The 19659-nt window shown below is 72.8% G+C and carries 19 protein-coding genes; 11 read left to right on the top strand and 8 right to left on the bottom strand.

Annotated features, from left to right (window positions below):
• Positions 1-13 precede the first annotated feature (13 nt).
• On the top strand, positions 14-805 hold the full coding sequence (locus ACWD6N_RS05595; protein ID WP_387324175.1) for a phosphatase PAP2 family protein: 792 nt from the start codon (positions 14-16) through the stop codon (positions 803-805).
• A 37-nt stretch (positions 806-842) separates the two neighbouring features.
• Entirely contained in the window at positions 843-1550 is a 708-nt protein-coding gene (locus tag ACWD6N_RS05600; protein ID WP_387324172.1) for a phosphatase PAP2 family protein, read from the top strand.
• Positions 1551-1562: 12 nt separating this feature from the next.
• Here the strand turns inward: ACWD6N_RS05600 and ACWD6N_RS05605 are convergent, their stop codons facing one another.
• The 6 genes from ACWD6N_RS05605 to ACWD6N_RS05630 all read right to left on the bottom strand — a co-directional run bounded on the left by ACWD6N_RS05605 (position 1563) and on the right by ACWD6N_RS05630 (position 6825).
• Entirely contained in the window at positions 1563-2741 is a 1179-nt protein-coding gene (locus ACWD6N_RS05605) for a MarP family serine protease (RefSeq protein ID WP_387324169.1), read from the bottom strand.
• A 63-nt stretch (positions 2742-2804) separates the two neighbouring features.
• A complete protein-coding gene (locus ACWD6N_RS05610) occupies positions 2805-3497 on the bottom strand; it encodes an NUDIX hydrolase (protein ID WP_387324166.1) in 693 nt (230 codons plus the stop codon).
• Positions 3494-4108 (bottom strand): TlpA family protein disulfide reductase, encoded by a 615-nt coding sequence (locus ACWD6N_RS05615; RefSeq protein ID WP_387324163.1) that lies wholly within the window; start codon positions 4106-4108, stop codon positions 3494-3496. The genes ACWD6N_RS05610 and ACWD6N_RS05615 overlap by 4 nt, the downstream gene beginning before the upstream one ends.
• Positions 4105-4893, bottom strand: coding sequence for an endonuclease III (gene nth / locus ACWD6N_RS05620; protein ID WP_387324160.1), 789 nt, complete (start codon positions 4891-4893; stop codon positions 4105-4107). Before nth ends, ACWD6N_RS05615 begins: the two co-directional genes overlap by 4 nt.
• Before the next feature lie 40 nt (positions 4894-4933).
• The gene (locus ACWD6N_RS05625) at positions 4934-6106 is read right to left on the bottom strand and encodes a CapA family protein (protein ID WP_387324158.1); all 1173 of its coding nucleotides are present in this window, start codon (positions 6104-6106) and stop codon (positions 4934-4936) included.
• A gap of 56 nt (positions 6107-6162) precedes the next feature.
• Positions 6163-6825, bottom strand: a complete 663-nt coding sequence (locus tag ACWD6N_RS05630) for an adenosylcobinamide amidohydrolase (protein WP_387324155.1) — start codon at positions 6823-6825, stop codon at positions 6163-6165.
• Between the two features lie 143 nt (positions 6826-6968).
• Between ACWD6N_RS05630 and ACWD6N_RS05635 the strand changes: the two genes are divergently transcribed.
• The 9 genes from ACWD6N_RS05635 (at position 6969) to ACWD6N_RS05675 (ending at position 17993) form a co-directional block, all read left to right on the top strand.
• A complete protein-coding gene (locus ACWD6N_RS05635; protein ID WP_007073398.1) occupies positions 6969-7646 on the top strand; it encodes a Crp/Fnr family transcriptional regulator in 678 nt (225 codons plus the stop codon).
• Between the two features lie 133 nt (positions 7647-7779).
• Positions 7780-8523, top strand: coding sequence for a metallophosphoesterase family protein (locus tag ACWD6N_RS05640; RefSeq protein ID WP_354963405.1), 744 nt, complete (start codon positions 7780-7782; stop codon positions 8521-8523).
• 310 nt (positions 8524-8833) lie between these two features.
• A complete protein-coding gene (locus ACWD6N_RS05645) occupies positions 8834-9439 on the top strand; it encodes a TetR/AcrR family transcriptional regulator (RefSeq protein ID WP_387324152.1) in 606 nt (201 codons plus the stop codon).
• A gap of 37 nt (positions 9440-9476) precedes the next feature.
• Positions 9477-10286 carry a TIGR03084 family metal-binding protein gene (locus ACWD6N_RS05650; RefSeq protein WP_450004522.1) on the top strand — a complete coding sequence of 270 codons (810 nt, stop codon included), beginning with the start codon at positions 9477-9479 and terminating at the stop codon, positions 10284-10286.
• 56 nt (positions 10287-10342) lie between these two features.
• Entirely contained in the window at positions 10343-11980 is a 1638-nt protein-coding gene (locus ACWD6N_RS05655) for an acyclic terpene utilization AtuA family protein (RefSeq protein ID WP_449938068.1), read from the top strand.
• Positions 11977-13173: an acyl-CoA dehydrogenase family protein gene (locus ACWD6N_RS05660; RefSeq protein WP_354963402.1), complete on the top strand. Its 1197-nt coding sequence runs from the start codon at positions 11977-11979 to the stop codon at positions 13171-13173. Before ACWD6N_RS05655 ends, ACWD6N_RS05660 begins: the two co-directional genes overlap by 4 nt.
• Positions 13174-13228: 55 nt before the next feature.
• Positions 13229-14830, top strand: a complete 1602-nt coding sequence (locus ACWD6N_RS05665; RefSeq protein WP_387324145.1) for an acyl-CoA carboxylase subunit beta — start codon at positions 13229-13231, stop codon at positions 14828-14830.
• Positions 14831-14841: 11 nt separating this feature from the next.
• Positions 14842-16833, top strand: a complete 1992-nt coding sequence (locus ACWD6N_RS05670) for an ATP-binding protein (protein ID WP_387324142.1) — start codon at positions 14842-14844, stop codon at positions 16831-16833.
• Positions 16830-17993 (top strand): acyl-CoA dehydrogenase family protein, encoded by a 1164-nt coding sequence (locus ACWD6N_RS05675; protein WP_387324139.1) that lies wholly within the window; start codon positions 16830-16832, stop codon positions 17991-17993. The genes ACWD6N_RS05670 and ACWD6N_RS05675 overlap by 4 nt, the downstream gene beginning before the upstream one ends.
• A 16-nt stretch (positions 17994-18009) precedes the next feature.
• Here ACWD6N_RS05675 and ACWD6N_RS05680 read toward each other — a convergent pair whose 3' ends face one another.
• Together ACWD6N_RS05680 and ACWD6N_RS05685 are read right to left on the bottom strand one after the other, a co-directional pair.
• Positions 18010-19023 carry a hypothetical protein gene (locus ACWD6N_RS05680; protein WP_387324136.1) on the bottom strand — a complete coding sequence of 338 codons (1014 nt, stop codon included), beginning with the start codon at positions 19021-19023 and terminating at the stop codon, positions 18010-18012.
• Positions 19020-19367, bottom strand: a complete 348-nt coding sequence (locus ACWD6N_RS05685; protein ID WP_387324133.1) for a PadR family transcriptional regulator — start codon at positions 19365-19367, stop codon at positions 19020-19022. The genes ACWD6N_RS05680 and ACWD6N_RS05685 overlap by 4 nt, the downstream gene beginning before the upstream one ends.
• Between the last annotated feature and the right edge of the window lie 292 nt (positions 19368-19659).

A 19659-nucleotide genomic window follows, 5' to 3' on the forward strand; every position in this document is an offset into this window, starting at 1 on the left:
TAGAACCGTGTCCATGAGCACGCCCGGCCCGCGCACCCTGGCCCACGCCTCCCACCCGTCCTGGTGGCGCCGCCGCCTCGACCCGGATCATTCGCTGGGCCTGCGGCTGACGCTGGCCGCGACGGCGACGTTCCTGGTGCTGGTGCCGTTCACGCTGCTCGCCCTGCTGGTGCTCGGGGGCTGGGCGCCGCTGCACCGGCTGGACGCGACGGTCACCGACGCGCTGCACGGCTACGCGCTCGACCATCCGGCCTGGGTCGCGCTGATGCGGGTCTGGACCGAGGTGTTCGCGCCGATGCCGCTGCGGGCCGGCGCACTGCTCCTGGTGATCTGGCTGCTACGCCGGGGAGCCCGCCGGCTGGCCCTGTGGGTGACCACCACCATGGTGGTGGGCGGGTTGATCGGCCCGCTGCTCAAGCTGCTCGTCGGCCGGGACCGGCCGGACCTGCTCGACCCGGTCGCCCGAGCCGTCGGCTACGCGTTCCCCTCCGGGCACGCGCTGAACGCCACCCTGGCGGCCGGTGTGCTGCTGCTGGTGCTCCTGCCGTACGCGGGGCGAGGGGCGTGGCGGGTCACGCTCTGGGTCGCCGCGGTGCTGGTCGCCGTGCTGACCGGCCTGAGCCGGGTGGCACTCGGCGTGCACTGGGCCAGCGACGTGCTGGGCGGGTGGCTGCTGGGTGCGGCGGTGGTCGCGGCGACCACGGCCGCGTTCACCAGTTGGCGGGCGCACACCGGCCTGCGGCCCGTCCGGGCGACCCGGGACGGCCTCGCGCCGGAGGTGAAGCGGGACCCTGGAGCCGCCTGAGGCGTGCCGACGACCACGACAGGGTACTGGCCGGCCCATGTCCGACACCGCGGTCCAGATCGTCCGGCGGGTGCTGCTGCCGGTGTCCCTGCTGCTCGGCGTCATGGTGCTGCTCGGGGTGCTGATCACCCGGGTGTTCGCCCGGACCTGGCCGTTCACCGTTGAGGACGCGGTGAACCGCGAGCTCGCCGCTGATCGCACCGCCGGCTGGAACGACGTGTCGCTGGTGTTCAGCACGCTGGCCAGCACCCAGATGATCGTGGTGGTCACCGTGCTGGTGGCGCTGACGCTGCGGCTCTGGCTGAACCGCTGGCGGGAGCCGGTGTTCCTGTGCGCGGCGGTGACCGCCCAGGCGCTGGTGTTCCTGCTGACCACGCTCGCAATCGACCGGCGGCGGCCGGCGGTGGAGCACATGGACGTCTCGCCGCCCACCTCCAGCTTCCCGTCCGGGCACACCTCGGCGGCGATGGCGCTCTACGTCGGCATCGCGGTCCTGCTGGCGCTGCGAACCCGTAGCACGGGGGCGAAGGTGGCCTGGTGGACGCTGCTGCTGGTGGTGCCGTTGAGCGTGGCGCTGACCCGGATGTACCGGGGGATGCACCACCCGAGCGACGTGGTGGCTTCCTTCCTCAACGGCGGCACCTGCGTGGCGATCATGGCGCGCAGCGTGCTCGATCGAGGGGTGCGGTGGGGACGGGCGAAGCTGCCCAGCGGCCGCAGGCCCGCCGCGCCAGCCCGGAGTTGACCAGGGTGCCGCTCAGGTGCACTCGCCGGTGCCGACGCGCCGGTTGCGTTCCGCGCCGGCCAGCGCCACCGGACGCGCCTCGGCGGCGGTCACCGCGAAGCCGGTGTTCGGGTCGTCGGCCGCCGCCGCGAAGATGACGCCGAGCACCAGGCCGTTGGCGGAGACCAGTGGGCCGCCGGAGTTTCCGCTGCGGACCAACGCTCGGATCGTGTAGATCTCCCGGGTGACGTCTCCGGAGGCGTAGATGTCCGGCCCCGTGATCCGGTCGACGTCGCGCACACGTGCCGACTGCGCGTTGTACGGGCCGTCGAGCGGGAAGCCGAGCACGATGGCGTCCGTACCGCTGCCCGCGTTGCCGGCCGCGAACCGCAGCGACGGGCCGGGCAGCCCGGGTACGAGCAGCACGGCCAGGTCCCGGTCCGGGTCGTAGACCACCACCTCGCCGTCGTACCGGTCGCCACCCAGCTCCACGGACACCGTGCGGGTGCCGGCCACCACGTGCGCGTTGGTCATGACCCGGTCGTCGGCGTACACGAAGCCGGAACCCTCGATCCGGCGCGAGCAGCCGGGCGCGGAGCCGAGCACCTTGACCACCGACCGCTGGCCGTTGACCACCACCTGGGAGCCGGCCAACGCCGGGTCGGGAGGTTCGACCTGTCGGGCACGGGTTGGTGCGAGGTCACCGAAGACGTCCGGGAAACCGTCGGTGTCGACGGTGTCCCGCAGCGCGGTGGAGAGCTCGTGGGCCTGCTCCGGCAGGACCTGGTTCACCACGGTGATCAGCGCGCTGTTGCGCACCGAGGCGGCGAGCCAGGGCACCGAGGACGAGCCGAGCGGCACGGCGACCAGCCAGGCGAGCAGGAGCACCGCGAAGAGCGAGACGAACGCCCCGCCGACGTCGTCGACCTGCTTGCCGACCTCACTGGTGATCGTCTTGCGCAGGTGCGAGCCGAGCCAGCCGGCGAGCGCCTGCCCGACCACGGCCAGCCCGAAGACCGCCACGAGCGAGATCAGCACCCGGATGCCGGGGTCCACGAACTGCCGGGCGAACAGCGGCCCGAGCTGGAGGCCCAGCAGCAGCCCGAGGAAGAAGCCGGAGAGCGACAGGATTCCGATGACGAAGCCCTGGCGGTATCCGCTGATCGCGAACACGAGCATGAGCAGCAGTAGGACGAGATCCACGACGGACACGGGTCCAGCGTACGGGCAGGGCGCCCGGCAGATGACCATCGCTTGCGGAAGGTGACCGCGGGGTCAGCGCAGGGCGGTCTCGTCGGCGTCGTCGGTGCCGGCCGAGGGTGCCGGCGTCGCCCCGGTGGGCGGCAGCTCGACAACCCGGCCATGCGGCCACGGGCGGGCCCAGCCGCCCATCTCCAGCAGGGTGGCCAGCACCCCGGCGGTGAACCCCCAGACCAGCATGCCGCGCGCCGAGAACGCCGGCCCGATCCAGCCGCTGGGGTGGCGGACCCGCAGCCGGTTGGCCGGGTCGACCAGCTCGCTGACCGGCAGCCGGGCCACGTGCGCCACCTCGGCGGGCTCCCGGGGGTGCACCGGGTGCGGGTCGTGCCACCAGGCCAGGACCGGGGTGACCACGAAGTCGCTGACCGGGATCCACAGCTTCGGCAGCTCGGCCAGCACGGTCACGCTCGCCGGGTCGAGGCCGACCTCCTCGTTCGCCTCGCGCAGCGCGGTGGCGCGGACGTCGATGTCCTCGGGGTCGGCCGCGCCGCCGGGAAAGGCCGGCTGACCAGCGTGGTTGCGCAGGTTGGCGGCGCGCTGCAGGACGAGCACGTCGGGGCCGGCGCCGGGCTGCTCGCCGAGCAGCACCAGCACGGCGCTCTGCCTGCCGCCCTGGGCCGGGGTGATCAGTCGGGTGAAGTCCTCCGCGCGGGCGGTGCCCAGCCGGCTCAGCAACGGCTCGATCCACTCGGGTGGTCGACGGGTCACGCCGGCACCGCCAGGCCGAGGTGCTGGCGGACCAGCTTGTCGAGCTGGGCGTCGTCGAGCGCGCCGGTGGCGTCGATGTGCCGGATCCGACCCTGGCCGTCGACGAAGAGGGTCAGCGGGATGGCGTTGCGGTTCAGCGCCCGTTGCAGCGCCTCGCCCTGGTCCACCAGGATCGGGAACCGGACGCCGAAATCGTCGCCGATGGACTGGGCGCCGTCGCGGCTGTCCCGACTGTTCACCCCGACCACCTGGAGCCGGCCGGCGGCCCGCTCGCTGAGCCGCTGGAAGGCGGGCAGTTCCTTGCGGCACGGCGGGCACCAGGACGCCCACACGTTGATCACCGCCGGCCCCGCCACATCCCGCAACGTGACCGGGGCTCCGCCGGTGAAGCAGGCCAGGGTCAGCTCCGGCAGTTCCTCCCCGCCGGTGGTGGGTGCCGCCGTGCCCGCGCCGGCCGTCGGTGCCGTGCTCAGCGCGGCGCAGTCCCGGAACGGCGACGGGCGCTGGGCGGCGGTCGCCCGGGGCGCGGGGGCGTCGTCCGCGCCGGCGGTGCACCCGGTGACGACGAGCAGCAGCAGCGGCAGGACCAGCAGGGCGAGGCGCCGGTTCACGGCACCTCCGCGGCAACCGCCTGGGCGGGCACCAACTCCGGGTCGACGCCGGCGGCCGCCGCGAGGTCGCGCGCCCGGGGCCCCTTGAGCAGCCTGGCGGCGGCGGCCGGCTCAGTCGGGCCGGTGCCGTACGAGGGGCAGAGCTTGGCCAGCGTGCAGGCGCCGCAGGCCGGCTTGCGGGCGTGGCAGACCCGTCGCCCGTGGAAGATGATCCGGTGCGACAGCATCGTCCAGTCGCGCTTGTCGTACAGCGCGCCGACCGCGTGCTCGATCTTGACCGGGTCGGTCTCGGTGGTCAGCCGCCACCGGTGGACCAGCCGCTGGAAGTGCGTGTCGACGGTGATGCCGGGGACGTCGAAGGCGTTACCCAGGATGACGTTGGCGGTCTTGCGGCCGATCCCGGGCAGCGTCACCAGGTCGACGAGCCGGCCGGGGACCTGGCCGTCGTACCGGTCGAGGAGGGCCTGTCCGAGCTTGAGCAGCGAGTCGGTCTTGTTGCGGTAGAAGCCGGTGGGCCGGATCAGCTCCTCCATCTCGCCCCGGTCGGCGCCGGCGTACGCCGCGGCGGTCGGGTATCGGGCGAAGAGCTTCGGGGTGACCTCGTTGACCTTCTTGTCCGTGCACTGCGCGGAGAGGATGGTGGCGACGGCCAGCTCCAGCGGAGTCGAATGATCCAGCTCACAGTGCGCGTCAGGGTGTGTCTCGGCCAGCACCCGGCCGATCTTGCGGGCACGGCGTTTGCGCCCGAGGTCGGTCTCGCTGGCACCGGGAGGGCTACTGGTCACGACGGTCAGCCTACGTCGCGCCCCGGACGTTCCCGCCGGGTCAACCGCCCGTCGGTGCGGAGATCTTGCCCTGCCCGTCCAACCGGGCGCCACCCTTCGGGAAGTCGCTGCGGCTCAACTCGGTGACCAGGCCCAGGCCCCGGTCGTCCGGGTCCATCGTCGGCTTGCCGGCGGAGTTCATGTACGTCGAGGTGAACGAGCCACCGGCCCACGTGCCGTCCGGCTTCAGCGACACCTTCAGCACACCGCCCCAGCCGAGCCGGCCGTCGTTGCTCAGCGAGTTGCCCCCACCGGCGAAGTTGCCCAGGCTGTACGCGATCAGCCGACCCCGGTAGAACTCCATGCCGCGCAGCACGTGCGGTCCGTGTCCGACGATCAGATCCGCGCCAGCGTCGATCATGGCGTGCGAGAACTTGACCGGGTCGCCCCGGTTCTCGCCCAGGAACATCTCGGTGCCCGGCTTCACCCGGGTCTTCTCCACGCCCTCGCCACCCATGTGCACCTGCACCACGACCAGGTCCGCCATCGTGGCGGCCTTGGCGACCACCGCCTTCGCCTTGGTGATGTCGACGAGGCTGTTGGACCAGACGTACGACGAGAAGCCCGCCACGGCGACCTTGACGCCCTTGACGTCGACCACGGTGATCTGGTCGGGGGCACCGGTGTGCTCCAGGTCGTGCTTCTTCAGCGCCTGCTGGGTGTTCCGGTAGCCCTTCGGCCCGTAGTCGTAGCCGTGGTTGTTGGCCTGGTTGAGCACGTCGAAGCCGGCGTCCCGCAGGTGCGCGGCGTACTCCGGTGGGGCCCGGAACTGGAAGCAGCGGGTGGAGTTGGCCCCGCACTTGCCGGTGCCGGTGTCCACCGTCAACGGCTCCTCCAGGTTGCCCATCACCAGGTCGGCCTTGAGCGCCTCGGTGACCGAGTTGAAGAAGCCCTTTCCGCCGGCGGCGGGCAGCCGGTTCGGCGCGTTGCCCATGATGATGTCGCCGGTGGCGGAGAGCGAGATGGCGCGGCCGGACGTCGTCGGGCCGTCGCTGCCCTTCGGCCCGGCCGTCGCGACCGGCGCGCCGGTGCCACCGCCGCCGGCGCCCGGCTGCCAGACGGGCGCCTCCGCGGAGTCGGCACAGCCGGCGACGAGCAGGGCGGCCAGCAGCGCGGCGAGCCCGAGGGCGACGCGGCGGCGCGGGCGGGGGGTGAGGGGCGCGGGAGCATACATCGCTGGCGACCCTACCGGTCGTCAAACGCGCCGACGAGGGCCGATCGGCCGGAAGTTCAGCCGGTCAGGCGTTCTGACCAGGGCACGACCGGCCGGTCGCCGCCGGCGAACACCGCGGCGTGCACCGCTCGGGCCAGCGGGGCACCCCAGGCGGAGCGCGGCCCGCCGTACGCGGCCTCCGGCCCGTCCACCGGGCAGAGCACGGTGACCGAGTCGGTCGGCGTGCCGGTTCCCGGCAACCCCAGCTCCCTGATCGCCTGGGTCTTGGCCTCGGTCGCGGTGGCCACCGCGTTGACCAGAGCTGAATCGGCGAGCCGCGCCGGCACGTACACCACGATGTTGACCGTGCCGACCCGTTGGGTGAGCGCGGCCGGAGCCGGCGCGGCGGCCGGCACGGGGATGCCGAGCCCGACCGTCGCCCAGGCCCGAACGCCGGTGTCGGTCCGGGTCACCACCTCGCCCACATCGACGCCGGTCAGCAGGCCCACCCCGGGCCCGTCGAGGGCCAGGTCGGTGGCGAGCGAGGCCAGGTGCGCGCCCGGGTCGTCCCGGTCGTACGACATGGGCACGGTGGCGTTGAGCACCCAGCGCCGGACGCCGATCCCACCGCCCAGCGGGCCGCTGCTGACGGCACGCAGGGGTCCGTCCGCGCGCCAGACGAGCAGTGGGATGTCCCGCCCGTCCTCGGTGCGGCTGGTCAGAGTCGGCTCGCTCAGCACGTCGGGCAGGTTACGCCCACCGATCAAGATTCCAGGGGCGACCTCTGATTCATGCTCACGTGCGCCTAGACTTGGCGGCGCGCGAGGGGATCAGCGGACGGCGGACCCGGCCGACGGACGGCACGCGCAACCGGAGGTGGGCGATGGACGAGGTACTGGCCCGCAGCGGGATCTTCCAGGGTGTAGACCCGGAGGCTGCCGAGGCGCTCGCCAAGGAGATGGAGACGATCGAGGTCCGCAAGGGCGAGGTCGTCTTCAATGAGGGCGAGCCCGGTGACAGCCTCTATATCCTGCTGTCTGGAAAGATCAAGGTTGGCCGCCGCGCGGCGGACGGCCGGCAGAACCTGATCGCGGTGATGGGCCCGTCGGACATGGTCGGTGAGCTGTCGCTCTTCGACCCCGGTCCGCGTACGGCGACCGCCACCGCGGTGACCGACACCCGGCTGGTGCGGCTGCGCAAGCAGGCGCTGCGACCGTGGCTGAACAACCGTCCGGAGATCGCCGAGCAGCTGCTCCGGGTGCTCGCCCGGCGGCTGCGCCGGACCAACGACTCGCTCGCCGACCTGATCTTCACGGACGTGCCGGGCCGGGTCGCCAAGAACCTGCTCCAGATGGCCGGCCGGTTCGGCACCCGCGACGGTGGCGTGCTGCGGGTGACCCACGACCTCACCCAGGAGGAGATCGCCCAGCTCGTCGGCGCCTCCCGGGAGACGGTCAACAAGGCGCTGGCCGACTTCGCCTCCCGCGGCTGGCTGCGGCTGGACGGCAAGAGCATCATCATCCTGGACCCGGAGCGTCTGGCCCGCCGCGCCCGCGTCTGAGCAGCACGTCTGTCCCCGCCCGCCGTCGATGACGGCAGGCGGGGACTTTCGTTGCGCCTGATGCTCACCGCTTCCTCGTCTGCCCGGCGCAGAATCGCTGGACGGGACGCCGGTCCGGCCGGAGGGTGGAGCGATGCTGAGCCGAGTCGCTGTCCTGTCCGACATCCACGGGGTGCTGCCCGCACTGGAGGCGGTGCTGGCCGAGCCGGACGTCGCCGCCGCCGACCTGATCGTGCTCACCGGCGACATCGCCGCCGGCCCGCAACCGGTCGAGGTGCTCGACCTGCTCGCCGGCCTCGGCGACCGGATCTGCTGGGTCGGGGGCAACGCCGACCGCGAGCTGGTCGAGGCCCGCGCCGGCCGGCCCGCCTCGATCGAGGTGTCGAACTGGGCCGCCGGGGAGTTGCGTGAGGACCAGGTCGCTCGGCTCGCCGCGTTGCCGACGACGGTGACCCTGGAGATCGACGGCCTCGGCCCGACGCTGTTCTGCCACGCGACGCCCCGCGACGACGAGGAGGTCGTGCTCGTCGACTCCCGGATGGCACGCTGGTCGGAGGTGTTCGCCGGCCTCCCGCCGGAGATCGGAACGGTGGTCTGCGGCCACACCCACATGCCTTTCACCCGCCTGGTCGACCGCCGCCTGGTGGTCAACGCGGGCAGCGTCGGCATGCCGTACGGCGGAGCGGGCGCGTGGTGGGCACTGCTCGGGCCGGGGGCGCAACTGCGCCGCACCGCGTTCGACGTGGACGCGGCCTGCGCTCGGGTGGCCGCTGAATCCACCTTCCCCGATGCCGTCGCCTGGGTCGACGAGTACCTGCGCTCCCAGTACAGCGACGCCGAGGCGCTGGCGGTCTTCGCTCCCCGCGACGGTCGCTGACACCGGTCCCGCCTACCGTGGCCGGGGCGAAGCCGCAGCCGGCTCGGGCTTGGAGGTCGCCTCTGCGCCTGTAGAGCTGCCCCAGATCTGGGACGGCCGCGCGTGTCTCCCGGCCAGCCCGGCACACCGACCTGGCAGGCGCCACGACCCGCCGCGGGTGACCTGGAGGGCGTCCCATTCCTGGGGCAGCTCTACAGGCTCACGGAGCACCGTCACCGACCGGCCTCCTCCAGAGGCAGCATCCGTCGTCGCGGAAGCCTAGGAAAAAGTCAGTCTTGACTGTTTGTTTCCGAGGCCGCAGGCTATGCCCGTGTCCACCGCATCGACGCGTGTCCCTCAGCAGGAGCGCAGTCGGGCCACCCAGGCCCGGCTGCTGGAGGCGACCGTCGACTGTCTGGTCGAGCACGGCTGGTCCGGCACCACCACGACCGTCGTCGCAGCCCGGGCCGGTGTCTCCCGAGGCGCTCAGCTGCACCACTACCCCACCAGGGCTGCGCTGGTCACGGCCGCCGTCGCCCACCTGGCCGAGCGTCGAGCCGACGAGCTGCGCACCGAGGCGGAGGCGTTGCCGGCCGGGCCGCAGCGGCTGGACCGGGTCATCGACCTGCTCGGCGTGGCCTTCACCGGGCCGCTCTTCGTGGCCGCGCTCGAACTCTGGGTCGCCGCCCGCACCGACCGGGAGCTTCGGGACGCCCTCGTCCCCCTGGAGGCGACGGTAGGCCGGGAGATGCACCGACTCACCGTCGCCCTGCTCGGCGTCGACGAGCGCCGCCCCGGCGTCCGGGAAGCGGTGCAGGCCACCCTCGACCTGCTTCGTGGGCTGGGCGTGGCGAACCTGCTCAACGACGACTCGGCTCGGCGCACCGCCCTGTTGACCACCTGGAAGCGCCAGCTCGCCACTCTGCTCACGCCCTGACCGCCGGCCGCACCGGCCCGCACCAACCGGAGGCACTATGGTCGACCTCAGCGACCTGCTCACGGACCTGGCCGACGAGTCCGCCCAGCTGGACGCCCTGGTGGCTCCGCTACCGGCGGCCGACTGGGCTCGGCCGACCCTCGCGCCGGGCTGGAGCATCGGGCACCAGGTCGCCCACCTCGCCTGGACCGACCACGTGGCGCTGCTGGCCGCCACCGATGCGGCGGCCTTCTTCGCGACGGTGAGCGCCGCACCCGACCCGGCCCGCATGGTCGACCACGGCGCCGAGCAGTTCCTCGCCCCGCCGGCGGAGCTGCTGACCCGCTGGCGCGCCGGCCGGACGGCGCTCGCCGCCGCGCTGGCCGCCGTCCCGGCCGGCGAGAAACTGCCCTGGTACGGCACCTGGATGTCGGCCACCTCCATGGCGACCGCCCGGATCATGGAAACCTGGGCGCACGGCGAGGACGTGGCCGACGCGCTCGGCGTCGCCCGCCCCGCCAGCGACCGGCTCCGACACGTGGCGCACCTCGGCGTGCGTACCCTCGGGCACGGCTTCGCCGCGCACGGCCGACCGGCACCGACGGCGCCGGTCCGGGTCGAGTTGACCGGGCCCGGCGGCGACACCTGGAGTTGGGGTCCGGCGGACGCCGCCGACCGGCTGACCGGCCCGGCCCGGGACTTCTGCCTGCTGGTCACCCAGCGCCGGCACCGCGCGGACCTCGCCCTGCTGGCCATCGGGCCGGTCGCCGACGAGTGGCTCGACGTGGCGCAGGCCTTCGCCGGCCCGCCGGGCGCCGGCCGGGAGCCGTCCGCGACGCCGGCCGGTGGGCAGGGAGTACGAGCGTGATCCGCATCGGCAACGCCTCCGGCTTCTACGGTGACCGGTTCACCGCCTGGCGGGAGATGCTCGACGGCGGCGAGCTGGACGTGCTGACCGGCGACTACCTGGCCGAGCTGACCATGCTGATCCTCGGCCGGGACCGGCTGCGCGACCCCGATCTGGGCTACGCGAAGACGTTCCTGCGCCAGTTGGAAAGCTGCCTCGGCACCGCCCTCGACCGGGGGACGCGGATCGTGACGAACGCCGGTGGATTGAACCCGGCCGGCCTGGCCGCCGCCATCGACCGGCTCGCCGGTCGGCTGGACCTGCCGGTGCGGGTCGGGTACGTCGAGGGCGACGCCATCCAACGGCCCGACGCGCTGACGGCGAACGCCTACCTGGGCGCGTTCGGGATCGCCGCCTGCCTCGACGGCGGGGCGGACGTGGTGGTCACCGGGCGGGTGACCGACGCGTCGCTGGTGGTCGGCCCGGCCATCGCCCACTACGGGTGGGGTCGCGACGACCTGGACGAGCTCGCCGGGGCGACCGTGGCGGGGCACCTCGTCGAGTGCGGCGCGCAGGTCACCGGCGGCAACTTCAGCTTCTTCACCGAGCTGCCCGACGGCGGGCACCGGCCTGGCTTCCCGATCGCCGAGGTGCACCCGGACGGCTCCACGGTGATCACCAAGCATCCGGGCACCGGCGGTGCGGTCACGGTGGAGACGGTCACCGCCCAGCTGCTCTACGAGGTCGGTGGGCCGGCGTACCTGGGGCCGGACGTGGTGACCCGGTTGGACAGCGTGACGCTGCGCCCGGACGGGCCGGACCGGGTCCGGGTCTCCGGCGTCCGGGGCACGCCGCCGCCGGCCACCCTCAAGGTGGGCGTCAACAACCTCGGTGGCTTCCGCAACTCGATGACGTTCGTGCTCTGCGGGCTGGACATCGAGGCGAAGGCAGCACTGGTCCGGGGGCAGGTCGAGGAGGCGGTGGGCAAGGACGGGCTGGAGTTCGTGCTGGCCCGGACCGACCATCCGGACGCCGTCGACACCGAGGCGGCCAGCGCGCTGCTCCACGTCCACCTGCGCGACAGCGACCGGACGCGAGCCGGCCGGGCCTTCTCGGCCGCCGCGGTGGAGTTGGCGCTCGCCTCGTACCCGGGTTGCACGCTGACCACCCTGCCGGGCGACGCCACCCCGTACGGCGTCTTCACCGCCGACACGGTGCCGCAGGACGCGGTTGCGCACGTCGCGGTGCTGCCCTCCGGCGAGCGGGTGCCGATCGCGCCACCGCCGAACACGTGTTTGCAGGGGCCCCCTGTACAACAAAATCCGATAAGAAGGGGCCCTTCCTTATCGCGGACCCGACGCGGGCCGCTCGGCGAGCTGGTCGGTGCGCGCTCCGGCGACAAGGGCGGCGACGCCAACCTCGGCGTCTGGGCGCGCTCCGACGCCGGGTACGCCTGGTTGCGCCACTGGTTGACCGTCGAACGGCTGGCCGAGCTGCTGCCGGAGACGGCACCGCTGGCAGTGCAGCGGTATGAGCTGCCGAACCTGCGTGCGGTCAACTTTGTGATCGAGGGCCTGCTCGGGGCCGGGGTGGCCGCGTCCACCCGGTTCGACCCGCAGGCCAAGGCGCTCGGCGAGCTGCTGCGCTCGCGGACCGTCGACCTGCCGGTCGACGTGCCGATCGGGCCCACGACTTCGGGCGGGGAGGGGGCGTGAGCATCGTGGACACGCCGGAGCGGCGACAGCTGCGCGAGCTGACCCGGGCTTTTGTGACCCGGGAGGTGCTGCCGCACCTGGACGAGTGGGAGCGGGCCGGCGAGGTCCCCCGGGCGCTGCACGCCACCGCCGCGAAGCTCGGTCTGCTCGGCATCGGCTTCCCCGAGTCCGTGGGCGGCAGCGGCGGCGACCTGCTCGACTCGATCCTCGTGACCGAGGAGCTGATCCGCTCCGGCGGCTCGTCCGGCCTGGTCGCGGCCCTGTTCACGCACGGCATCGCGCTGCCGCACATGGTCGCGGCGTCCGGTGCGCGTACCGGCGGGTCGCTGGGCGGCCGGCTCGGCGGCGTGTCGAAGCCCGGGGACGACGACCTGATCGAGCGGTACGTCCGGCCCACCCTGGCCGGCACGATGATCGGAGCGCTGGCGATCACCGAGCCGGACGGCGGTTCGGACGTGGCCGGCATCCGTACCACCGCCCGTCGGGACGGCGACCACTACGTGGTCAACGGGTCGAAGACCTACATCACCAGCGGGCACCGGGCGGACTTCGTGACCACCGCGGTCTGCACCGACTTCCCGGGCAGCGGCGAGCTCAGCCTGCTGGTCATCGACAAGGGCAGCCCCGGGTTCACCGTGGGGCGCCGGCTCGAGAAGCTGGGCTGGCACTGCTCGGACACGGCCGAGCTCTCCTTCGTCGACGTACGGGTGCCGGTGGCCAACCGGATCGGCGCGGAGAACACCGGCTTCCTGGCGATCATGCAGCACTTCGCCGCGGAGCGGCTCTCGCTGGCCACCCAGGCGTACGCCACGGCGCAGCGCTGCGTCGAGCTGGCGGTGCGCTGGTGCCGGGATCGGGAGACCTTCGGCCGTCCGCTGGCCAGCCGGCAGCTGGTCCGGCACCGGCTGGCCGAGATGCACACCCGGGCCGAGGCGGCCCGGTCGTACGTACACGAGGTGGCCGGCCGGGTGGCGGCCGGCGAGCCGGTGGTGACCGAGGTGGCGATGGCGAAGAACGTCGCCGTGGCCGCCTGCGACCACGTCGTCGACCAGGCGTTGCAGCTGCACGGCGGCTTCGGCTACCTGCGCGACGCCGAGGTGGAACGGCACTACCGGGACGCCCGCATCCTCGGCATCGGCGGCGGCACCACCGAGATCATGAACGAGATCATCGCGAAGGGCATGGGCCTGTGAGCGCGAGGAGTGAGCCGGGTTTGCGAGCCCCGCAGTCGCGAGCGAAGGAGATGCATTGAGCACCCTGGACAGCGCGATCGACCCGTCCGCACCCGGGTACGCGGCGAACCGGGCAGCGTTGCTGGACCGGCTGGCCGAGCTGGACGCCGCGCTGGACCAGGCCCGGGCCGGCGGCGGCGAGAAGTACGTGACCCGGCACCACGCCCGCGGCAAGCTGCTCCCCCGGGAGCGGATCGAGCTGCTGGTGGACGCCGACAGCCCGTTCCTGGAGCTGTCGCCGGTCGCCGCCTACGGCACGGACTTCCCGGTCGGGGCCAGCGTGGTCACCGGCATCGGCGTGGTCGAGGGCGTCGAGTGCCTGATCATCGCCAACGACCCGACGGTCCGCGGCGGCGCGGTCAACCCGTGGTCCCTCGCCAAGACCCGACGGGCCGGGGAGATCGCGCTGGCCAACCGGCTGCCGATGGTCAATCTGGTCGAGTCAGCCGGGGCGGACCTGCCCACCCAGGCGGAGATCTTCATTCCGGGCGGCCGGGTGTTCCGCGACCTCACCCGGCTCTCCGCGGCGGGCATCCCCACGGTCAGCGTGGTCTTCGGCAACGCCACGGCCGGTGGGGCGTACGTGCCGGGGATGTCCGACCACGTGATCATGATCCGGGACCGGTCGCAGGTCTACCTGGCCGGGCCACCGCTGGTGAAGATGGCGACCGGCGAGGTCACCGACGACGAGTCACTGGGCGGCGCGGCGATGCACGCGGGCACGTCCGGGCTCGCCGACTACCTGGCCGAGGACGAGCGGGACGGCGTCCGACTGGCCCGGCAGTGCGTCCGCCGGCTGAACTGGCGCAAGCAGGGCCCGCCACCGCGCACGGCTGTCCCGCAGCCGCCGAAGTACGACCCGGAGGAGCTGCTCGGCATCGCCAGCGCAGACCTCAAGGTGCCGTTCGACCCGCGCGAGGTGCTGGCCCGGATCCTGGACGGAAGCGACTTCGACGAGTTCAAGCCCGCGTACGGTGACGCGCTGGTCACCGGCTGGGGCGAGCTGCACGGGTATCCGGTGGGCGTCCTGGCCAACGCCCGGGGGGTGTTGTTCAGCGAGGAGGCGCAGAAGGCGGCGCAGTTCATCCAGCTCGCCAACGCCGCAGACACCCCGCTGGTCTTCCTTCAGAACACCACCGGCTACATGGTCGGCACCGAGTACGAGCAGCGCGGAATCATCAAGCACGGCGCCCTGATGATCAACGCGGTGTCCAACTCGACGGTGCCGCACCTGACGGTGAACCTGGGCGCCTCCTACGGGGCCGGCAACTACGGCATGTGCGGCCGGGCGTACGAGCCGAGGTTCCTGTTCACCTGGCCGAACGCGAAGTCTGCGGTGATGGGCCCGGCGCAGCTCGCCGGCGTGCTGTCCATCGTGGCCCGGCAGGCCGCTGCCGCGCGCGGGCGCGACTACGACGAGGAGTCCGACGCGGCGATGCGGATGATGGTCGAGCAGCAGATCGAGTCGCAGTCCGGGGCGCTGTTCCTCTCCGGCCGGCTCTACGACGACGGGGTGATCGATCCCCGGGACACCCGGACCGTCCTCGGGCTCTGCCTCTCGGCGATCCACAACGGACCGGTGAAGGGCGCCGACGGCTTCGGTGTCTTCCGGATGTGAGGGGCTCGCTCATGATTCGCAGACTGCTCGTGGCCAACCGGGGTGAGATCGCCCGCCGTGTCTTCGCGACCTGCCGGGCGCTCGGCGTGGAGACGGTCGCCGTGCACTCGGACGCGGACGCCGCCGCGCCGTTCGTCGCCGAGGCCGACCAAGCGGTGAGGCTGCCGGGAAACACGCCGGCCGAGACGTACCTGCGGGTCGAGAAGATCCTGGATGCGGCACGCCGCAGCGGCGCGGACGCCGTCCATCCGGGCTACGGCTTCCTGGCCGAGAACGCCGAGTTCGCGGCGGCGGTGACCGACGCCGGGCTGACCTGGGTGGGGCCGCCGGCCAAGGTGATCGCCGCGATGGGCGACAAGCTGGCGGCGAAGGCGCTGCTCGCCGAGGCGGGCGTGCCGATGCTGGCCAGCTGGACCGACACCGACGAGATCAGCGACTTCCCGGTGCTGGTCAAGGCGGCCGCCGGCGGCGGCGGGCGCGGGATGCGGATCGTCCGGGACGCCGGGGAGCTTGCCGAGGCCGTCGCCTCGGCGCGGCGCGAGGCGGCCGCGGCGTTCGGCGACGGCACGGTCTTCATCGAACGGTACGTCGAGCGCGGCCGGCACGTCGAGGTGCAGATCCTCGGTGACGCCCACGGTCGGGTGGTGTCCATCGGCGACCGGGACTGCTCGATCCAGCGCCGGCACCAGAAGATCGTCGAGGAGGCGCCGGCGGTCGTCCCGGAGCGGGTGCGGACGGCGTTGCACGAGGCGGCGGTCGCCGCCGGTCGCGCGGTCGACTACCTGGGCGCCGGCACGGTGGAGTTCCTGCTCGCCCCGAACGGGGAGTTCTTCTTCCTGGAGATGAACACCCGACTCCAGGTGGAGCATCCGGTCACCGAGCTGTGCACCGGGCTGGACCTGGTCGGGCTGCAACTGCTCGTCGCGGAGGGGGAGCCGCTGCCGGCGACGCTGCCGGGCAGCACCGGGCACGCGATCGAGGTACGCCTCTGCGCCGAGGACGCGGCCGCGAACTGGCGGCCGGCCACCGGCACCCTGCACCGGTTCACGGTCCCCGGGGTGGCCTCCGAGTTCGGCGCGCTGGCCGCCCCCGGGCTGCGGCTCGACTCGGGCGTGGTGGCCAATTCGACCGTCGGCGTGCACTACGACTCGATGCTGGCGAAGCTGGTCGCCTGGGGCCGGACCCGGGCCGAGGCGGCCCGGCTGCTGGCCACCGCGCTGTCCCGCGCTGAGCTGCACGGGGTGACCACCAACCGGGACCTGCTGGTCCGGGTGCTGCGCAGCCCCGCATTCGCCGCCGTGGAGATCGACACCGGGTTCCTGGACCGGCATTCCGAGGTCTTCACCCCGCTGCTCCCCGCCGACCGGCTCCCGCTGGCCACGCTCGCGGCGGCTCTCGCCTCCGCCGCCGGTCGTCGCGCCGATGCTCGGGTGCTGGCCGGGCTGCCGTCGGGCTGGCGCAACGTGCCGGCCGTCCCGCAGGTCACCCGGTTCACCGGCCCCGACGGCGAGATCGAGGTCCGCTACCGGCTGGACCGTACGGGCGGGCTGGCGGAATGGTCCGCCGACCCCGGTGCCGCCGAGCCCAGCGCCGCCGACCCCGCTGTGGCACTGGTCGAGGCCACCCCGGACCGGGTGGTGCTCGACGTCGACGGGGTGCGGTGCGCGTACCGCGTACACCGGGTGGGGTCGGCGGTCTTCGTGGACGGCCCGGACGGGCCGGCGAGCCTTGCCGAACTGCCGCGTTTCCCGCTGCCCACCGCGGAGCTGGCCGCCGGGTCGCTGCTCGCGCCGCTGCCCGGCGCGGTGACCCGGGTGCACGTGCAGGTCGGCCAGCGGGTCACGGCCGGCGATCCGCTGCTCACGCTGGAAGCGATGAAGCTGGAACATCCCGTGCTCGCCCCGACCGACGGCGTCGTCGCCGAGCTGCCGGTGCCGGCCGGCGGTCAGGTCCGCACCGGCGCCGTGCTGGCCGTGGTCAATCCCGAGGAGGACCCCCGATGACCTTCGACCTCACCCCCGAGCAGGACCAGCTGCGCGACGCCGTGCGGGCACTTGGCCGCCGCTATGGTCATTCCTATTTCGTAGCGAAAGCGAAATCGGGGGAACACACCACCGAGCTGTGGGCCGAGGCCGGCCAGCTCGGCTACCTGGGGGTCAACATCCCCACCGAGTACGGCGGCGGGGGCGGCGGCATCACCGAGCTGGCCATCGTCTGCGAGGAGCTGGCGGCGGCCGGCTGCCCGCTGCTGCTGCTGGTGGTCTCCCCCGCCATCGCGGCCACCGTCATCAACCGGCACGGCACCGAGGAGCAGCGCAAGCGGCACCTGCCGGGCCTCGCCGACGGCTCCCAGAAGATCGTTTTCGCGATCACCGAGCCGGAGGCCGGCTCCAACTTCCACCGCCTGGGCACGGTGGCCCGCCGCGACGGTGACGGCTGGCTGATCTCCGGCCGCAAGTGCTACATCTCCGGGGTCGACGAGGCCGGGCACGTCCTGGTGGTGGCCCGCACCGAGGACGCGGGGACCGGAAAGCTCAAGCCGGCGCTGTTCCTCGTGCCGACCGACGCGGCCGGTCTGACCCGGTCCAAGCTGGACATGGAGATCCTGTCCCCGGAGAACCAGTTCCTGCTCTACCTGGACGACGTGCGGGTGCCCGCCGACGCGCTGGTCGGCGAGTCGCTGGACGCCGGGCTGCCGGCCCTCTTCGCCGGGCTCAACCCGGAGCGGATCACCGTCGCCGCGATGGGCGCCGGCACCGGCCGGTACGCCATCGAGCGGGCCAGTGACTACACCGCCACCCGCAAGGTCTGGGGCGGCCGCAGCATCGGCTCCCACCAGGGAGTGTCGCACCCGCTCGCGCACGCGGCGGTGCAGGTCGAGCTGGCCCGCTTGATGATCCAGAAGGCGGCCACCCTGTACGACGCCGGCCGCGACCTGGAGGCCGGAGTGGCCGGCAACATGGCCAAGTACGCCGCCGGGGAGGCCGCCGCGCTCGCCGTGGACACCGCCGTCCAGGTGCTCGGCGGCGCCGGCATGACCACCGAGTACGGGGTGGCCACCCTGCTCGGAGCGGTCCGGGCCGGCCGGATCGCCCCGGTCAGCCGGGAAATGATCCTCAACTTCGTGGCCCAGCACGTCCTCGGTCAGGAGAAGTCGTACTGACCGGCCCACTTCGCGGTTACGCGCCTTGGGAGCCCGGCCGTTCCCGGTAGTGGAGTACGGCCGCGGCCACTGCGAAGAGCAGCGCGGGCACCAGCACCAATGTCAGCCCCTGCGCAGGGGTGAGCGCATCGAGGACGCCATCGTGGGTTCCACGCTCGAGGAACGTCTCCGTGGTCCCAAGCCCCAGTCGGGTGAGCAGCAGCGTGACGCCCACCGGGACAACCAGCGCGAGGAGGCGCCGTCGCAGCACCGCCGGCGTGGACAGGATGACGAGGGCGAAAAGCAGGTATCCCACACTCAGCAGAATCGCTTCGATCTGGCCGACGCCGACGGTGAATATCCAGGAGGTTCGAACGGGTTCCGTCCAGCGGTCGGCAAATGCAACGGTGGCGATGCTCGGGGCACCGACGCTGACCAGCGTCGCCGCAGCCAGCAGGTCAAGCCGCCAGCGGCCGATGCCAGCTGTGCCGGAGCCGGGAGCGCGGACGACAAGCGCCACGGGGACCATCCCGGCCAGCACCGCCGGCCAGAGATTGAACACCGTGGAATATTGCCCATACGCCCCGGCGACCCGCACCACCTCGAACGCCGCAGCGCATACGGCGGTCGCGGCTGCTGTCCGGCTCCACCGCAATGCTGCCAACATCGCCACGACGAGCCACACCCCGGAGCCGAGCCACGACGGCCAGGAGACGACCTCCTGACCGAGCCCAAACGGATGGCCGTCCGCGAGCAGGGCGAGGTGCAACACCGGAAGGCGCGCGGCGCGCGCGAACAGCACCAGCGAGGCGATCAGACCCAGTACCGCTGCGGCTTCCCGCCAGGCATCGACCGAGAGTCGGGCATCCAGTTGGCGGACGTGCGCACGGAACGCCCCGCCGAGCAGGGCGAGCACGTCGCGCGCCGCGGGCCTTCGCTGGTCGGGCGCCGCGTCGTCCAGCAGCACCCCGAGCATCTCGTCCTCGTACTGTTGGCGGTACTCACGGGGATAGCAGGCCAACAGCCACCGGTAGACCTGGTCCAATCTCACGCCAAGCCGCCTTCGAAGATGAGGCCGGCACGGCGAAGTCGCACGTTCGCCGCCTCGGCGTTGCTCCGCAGGCGCGCCGACTCCTCGGCCAAGCGTCGCGCGCCGGGCGCGGTGAGTCGGTAGTACCGGCGCAACCTGGACTGCACCTGCTCCTCGCGATCAATGTCGATGAGGCCCTCGGTTCGCAGCCGATCCAGGGCCGCGTAGAGGGTGCCGGCGCGCAGGTCAACGCGCCCGTCGGAGATCCGGCGGACCTCATCGAGGACTGCGTACCCGTGCCGTGGGGCCTCGACGAGCGCGGTAAGGATCAGATAGGTCGACTCTTGCATGGAAGCACTCGCCATGATCACAGCATATACCGATCGACTGTATATACGACAGCTTCTCCTGCACGGACGGCAGGTCCGGCTGCTGCCGGCTGTCGCAGCCGGCGGCGGCGGCCAGGGTGAGGGTCAGGGCGACCGCCAGTGTCGTCGCGACCGAGCGGAGCCGGGACTGGGCAGTGCGTGTGGTCATGGGCGACCTCGCTGACGGAACCGGCCTGCGGGACACCGGGAGTAGCGATTTCGGTCCACTCCGTGTGCGCGCCGATCGGTCTGGTCGGTGGGGCCGGCTGGTGGCGTCGACCGGCACGTC

Source organism: Micromonospora sp. NPDC005163, assembly GCF_053599835.1.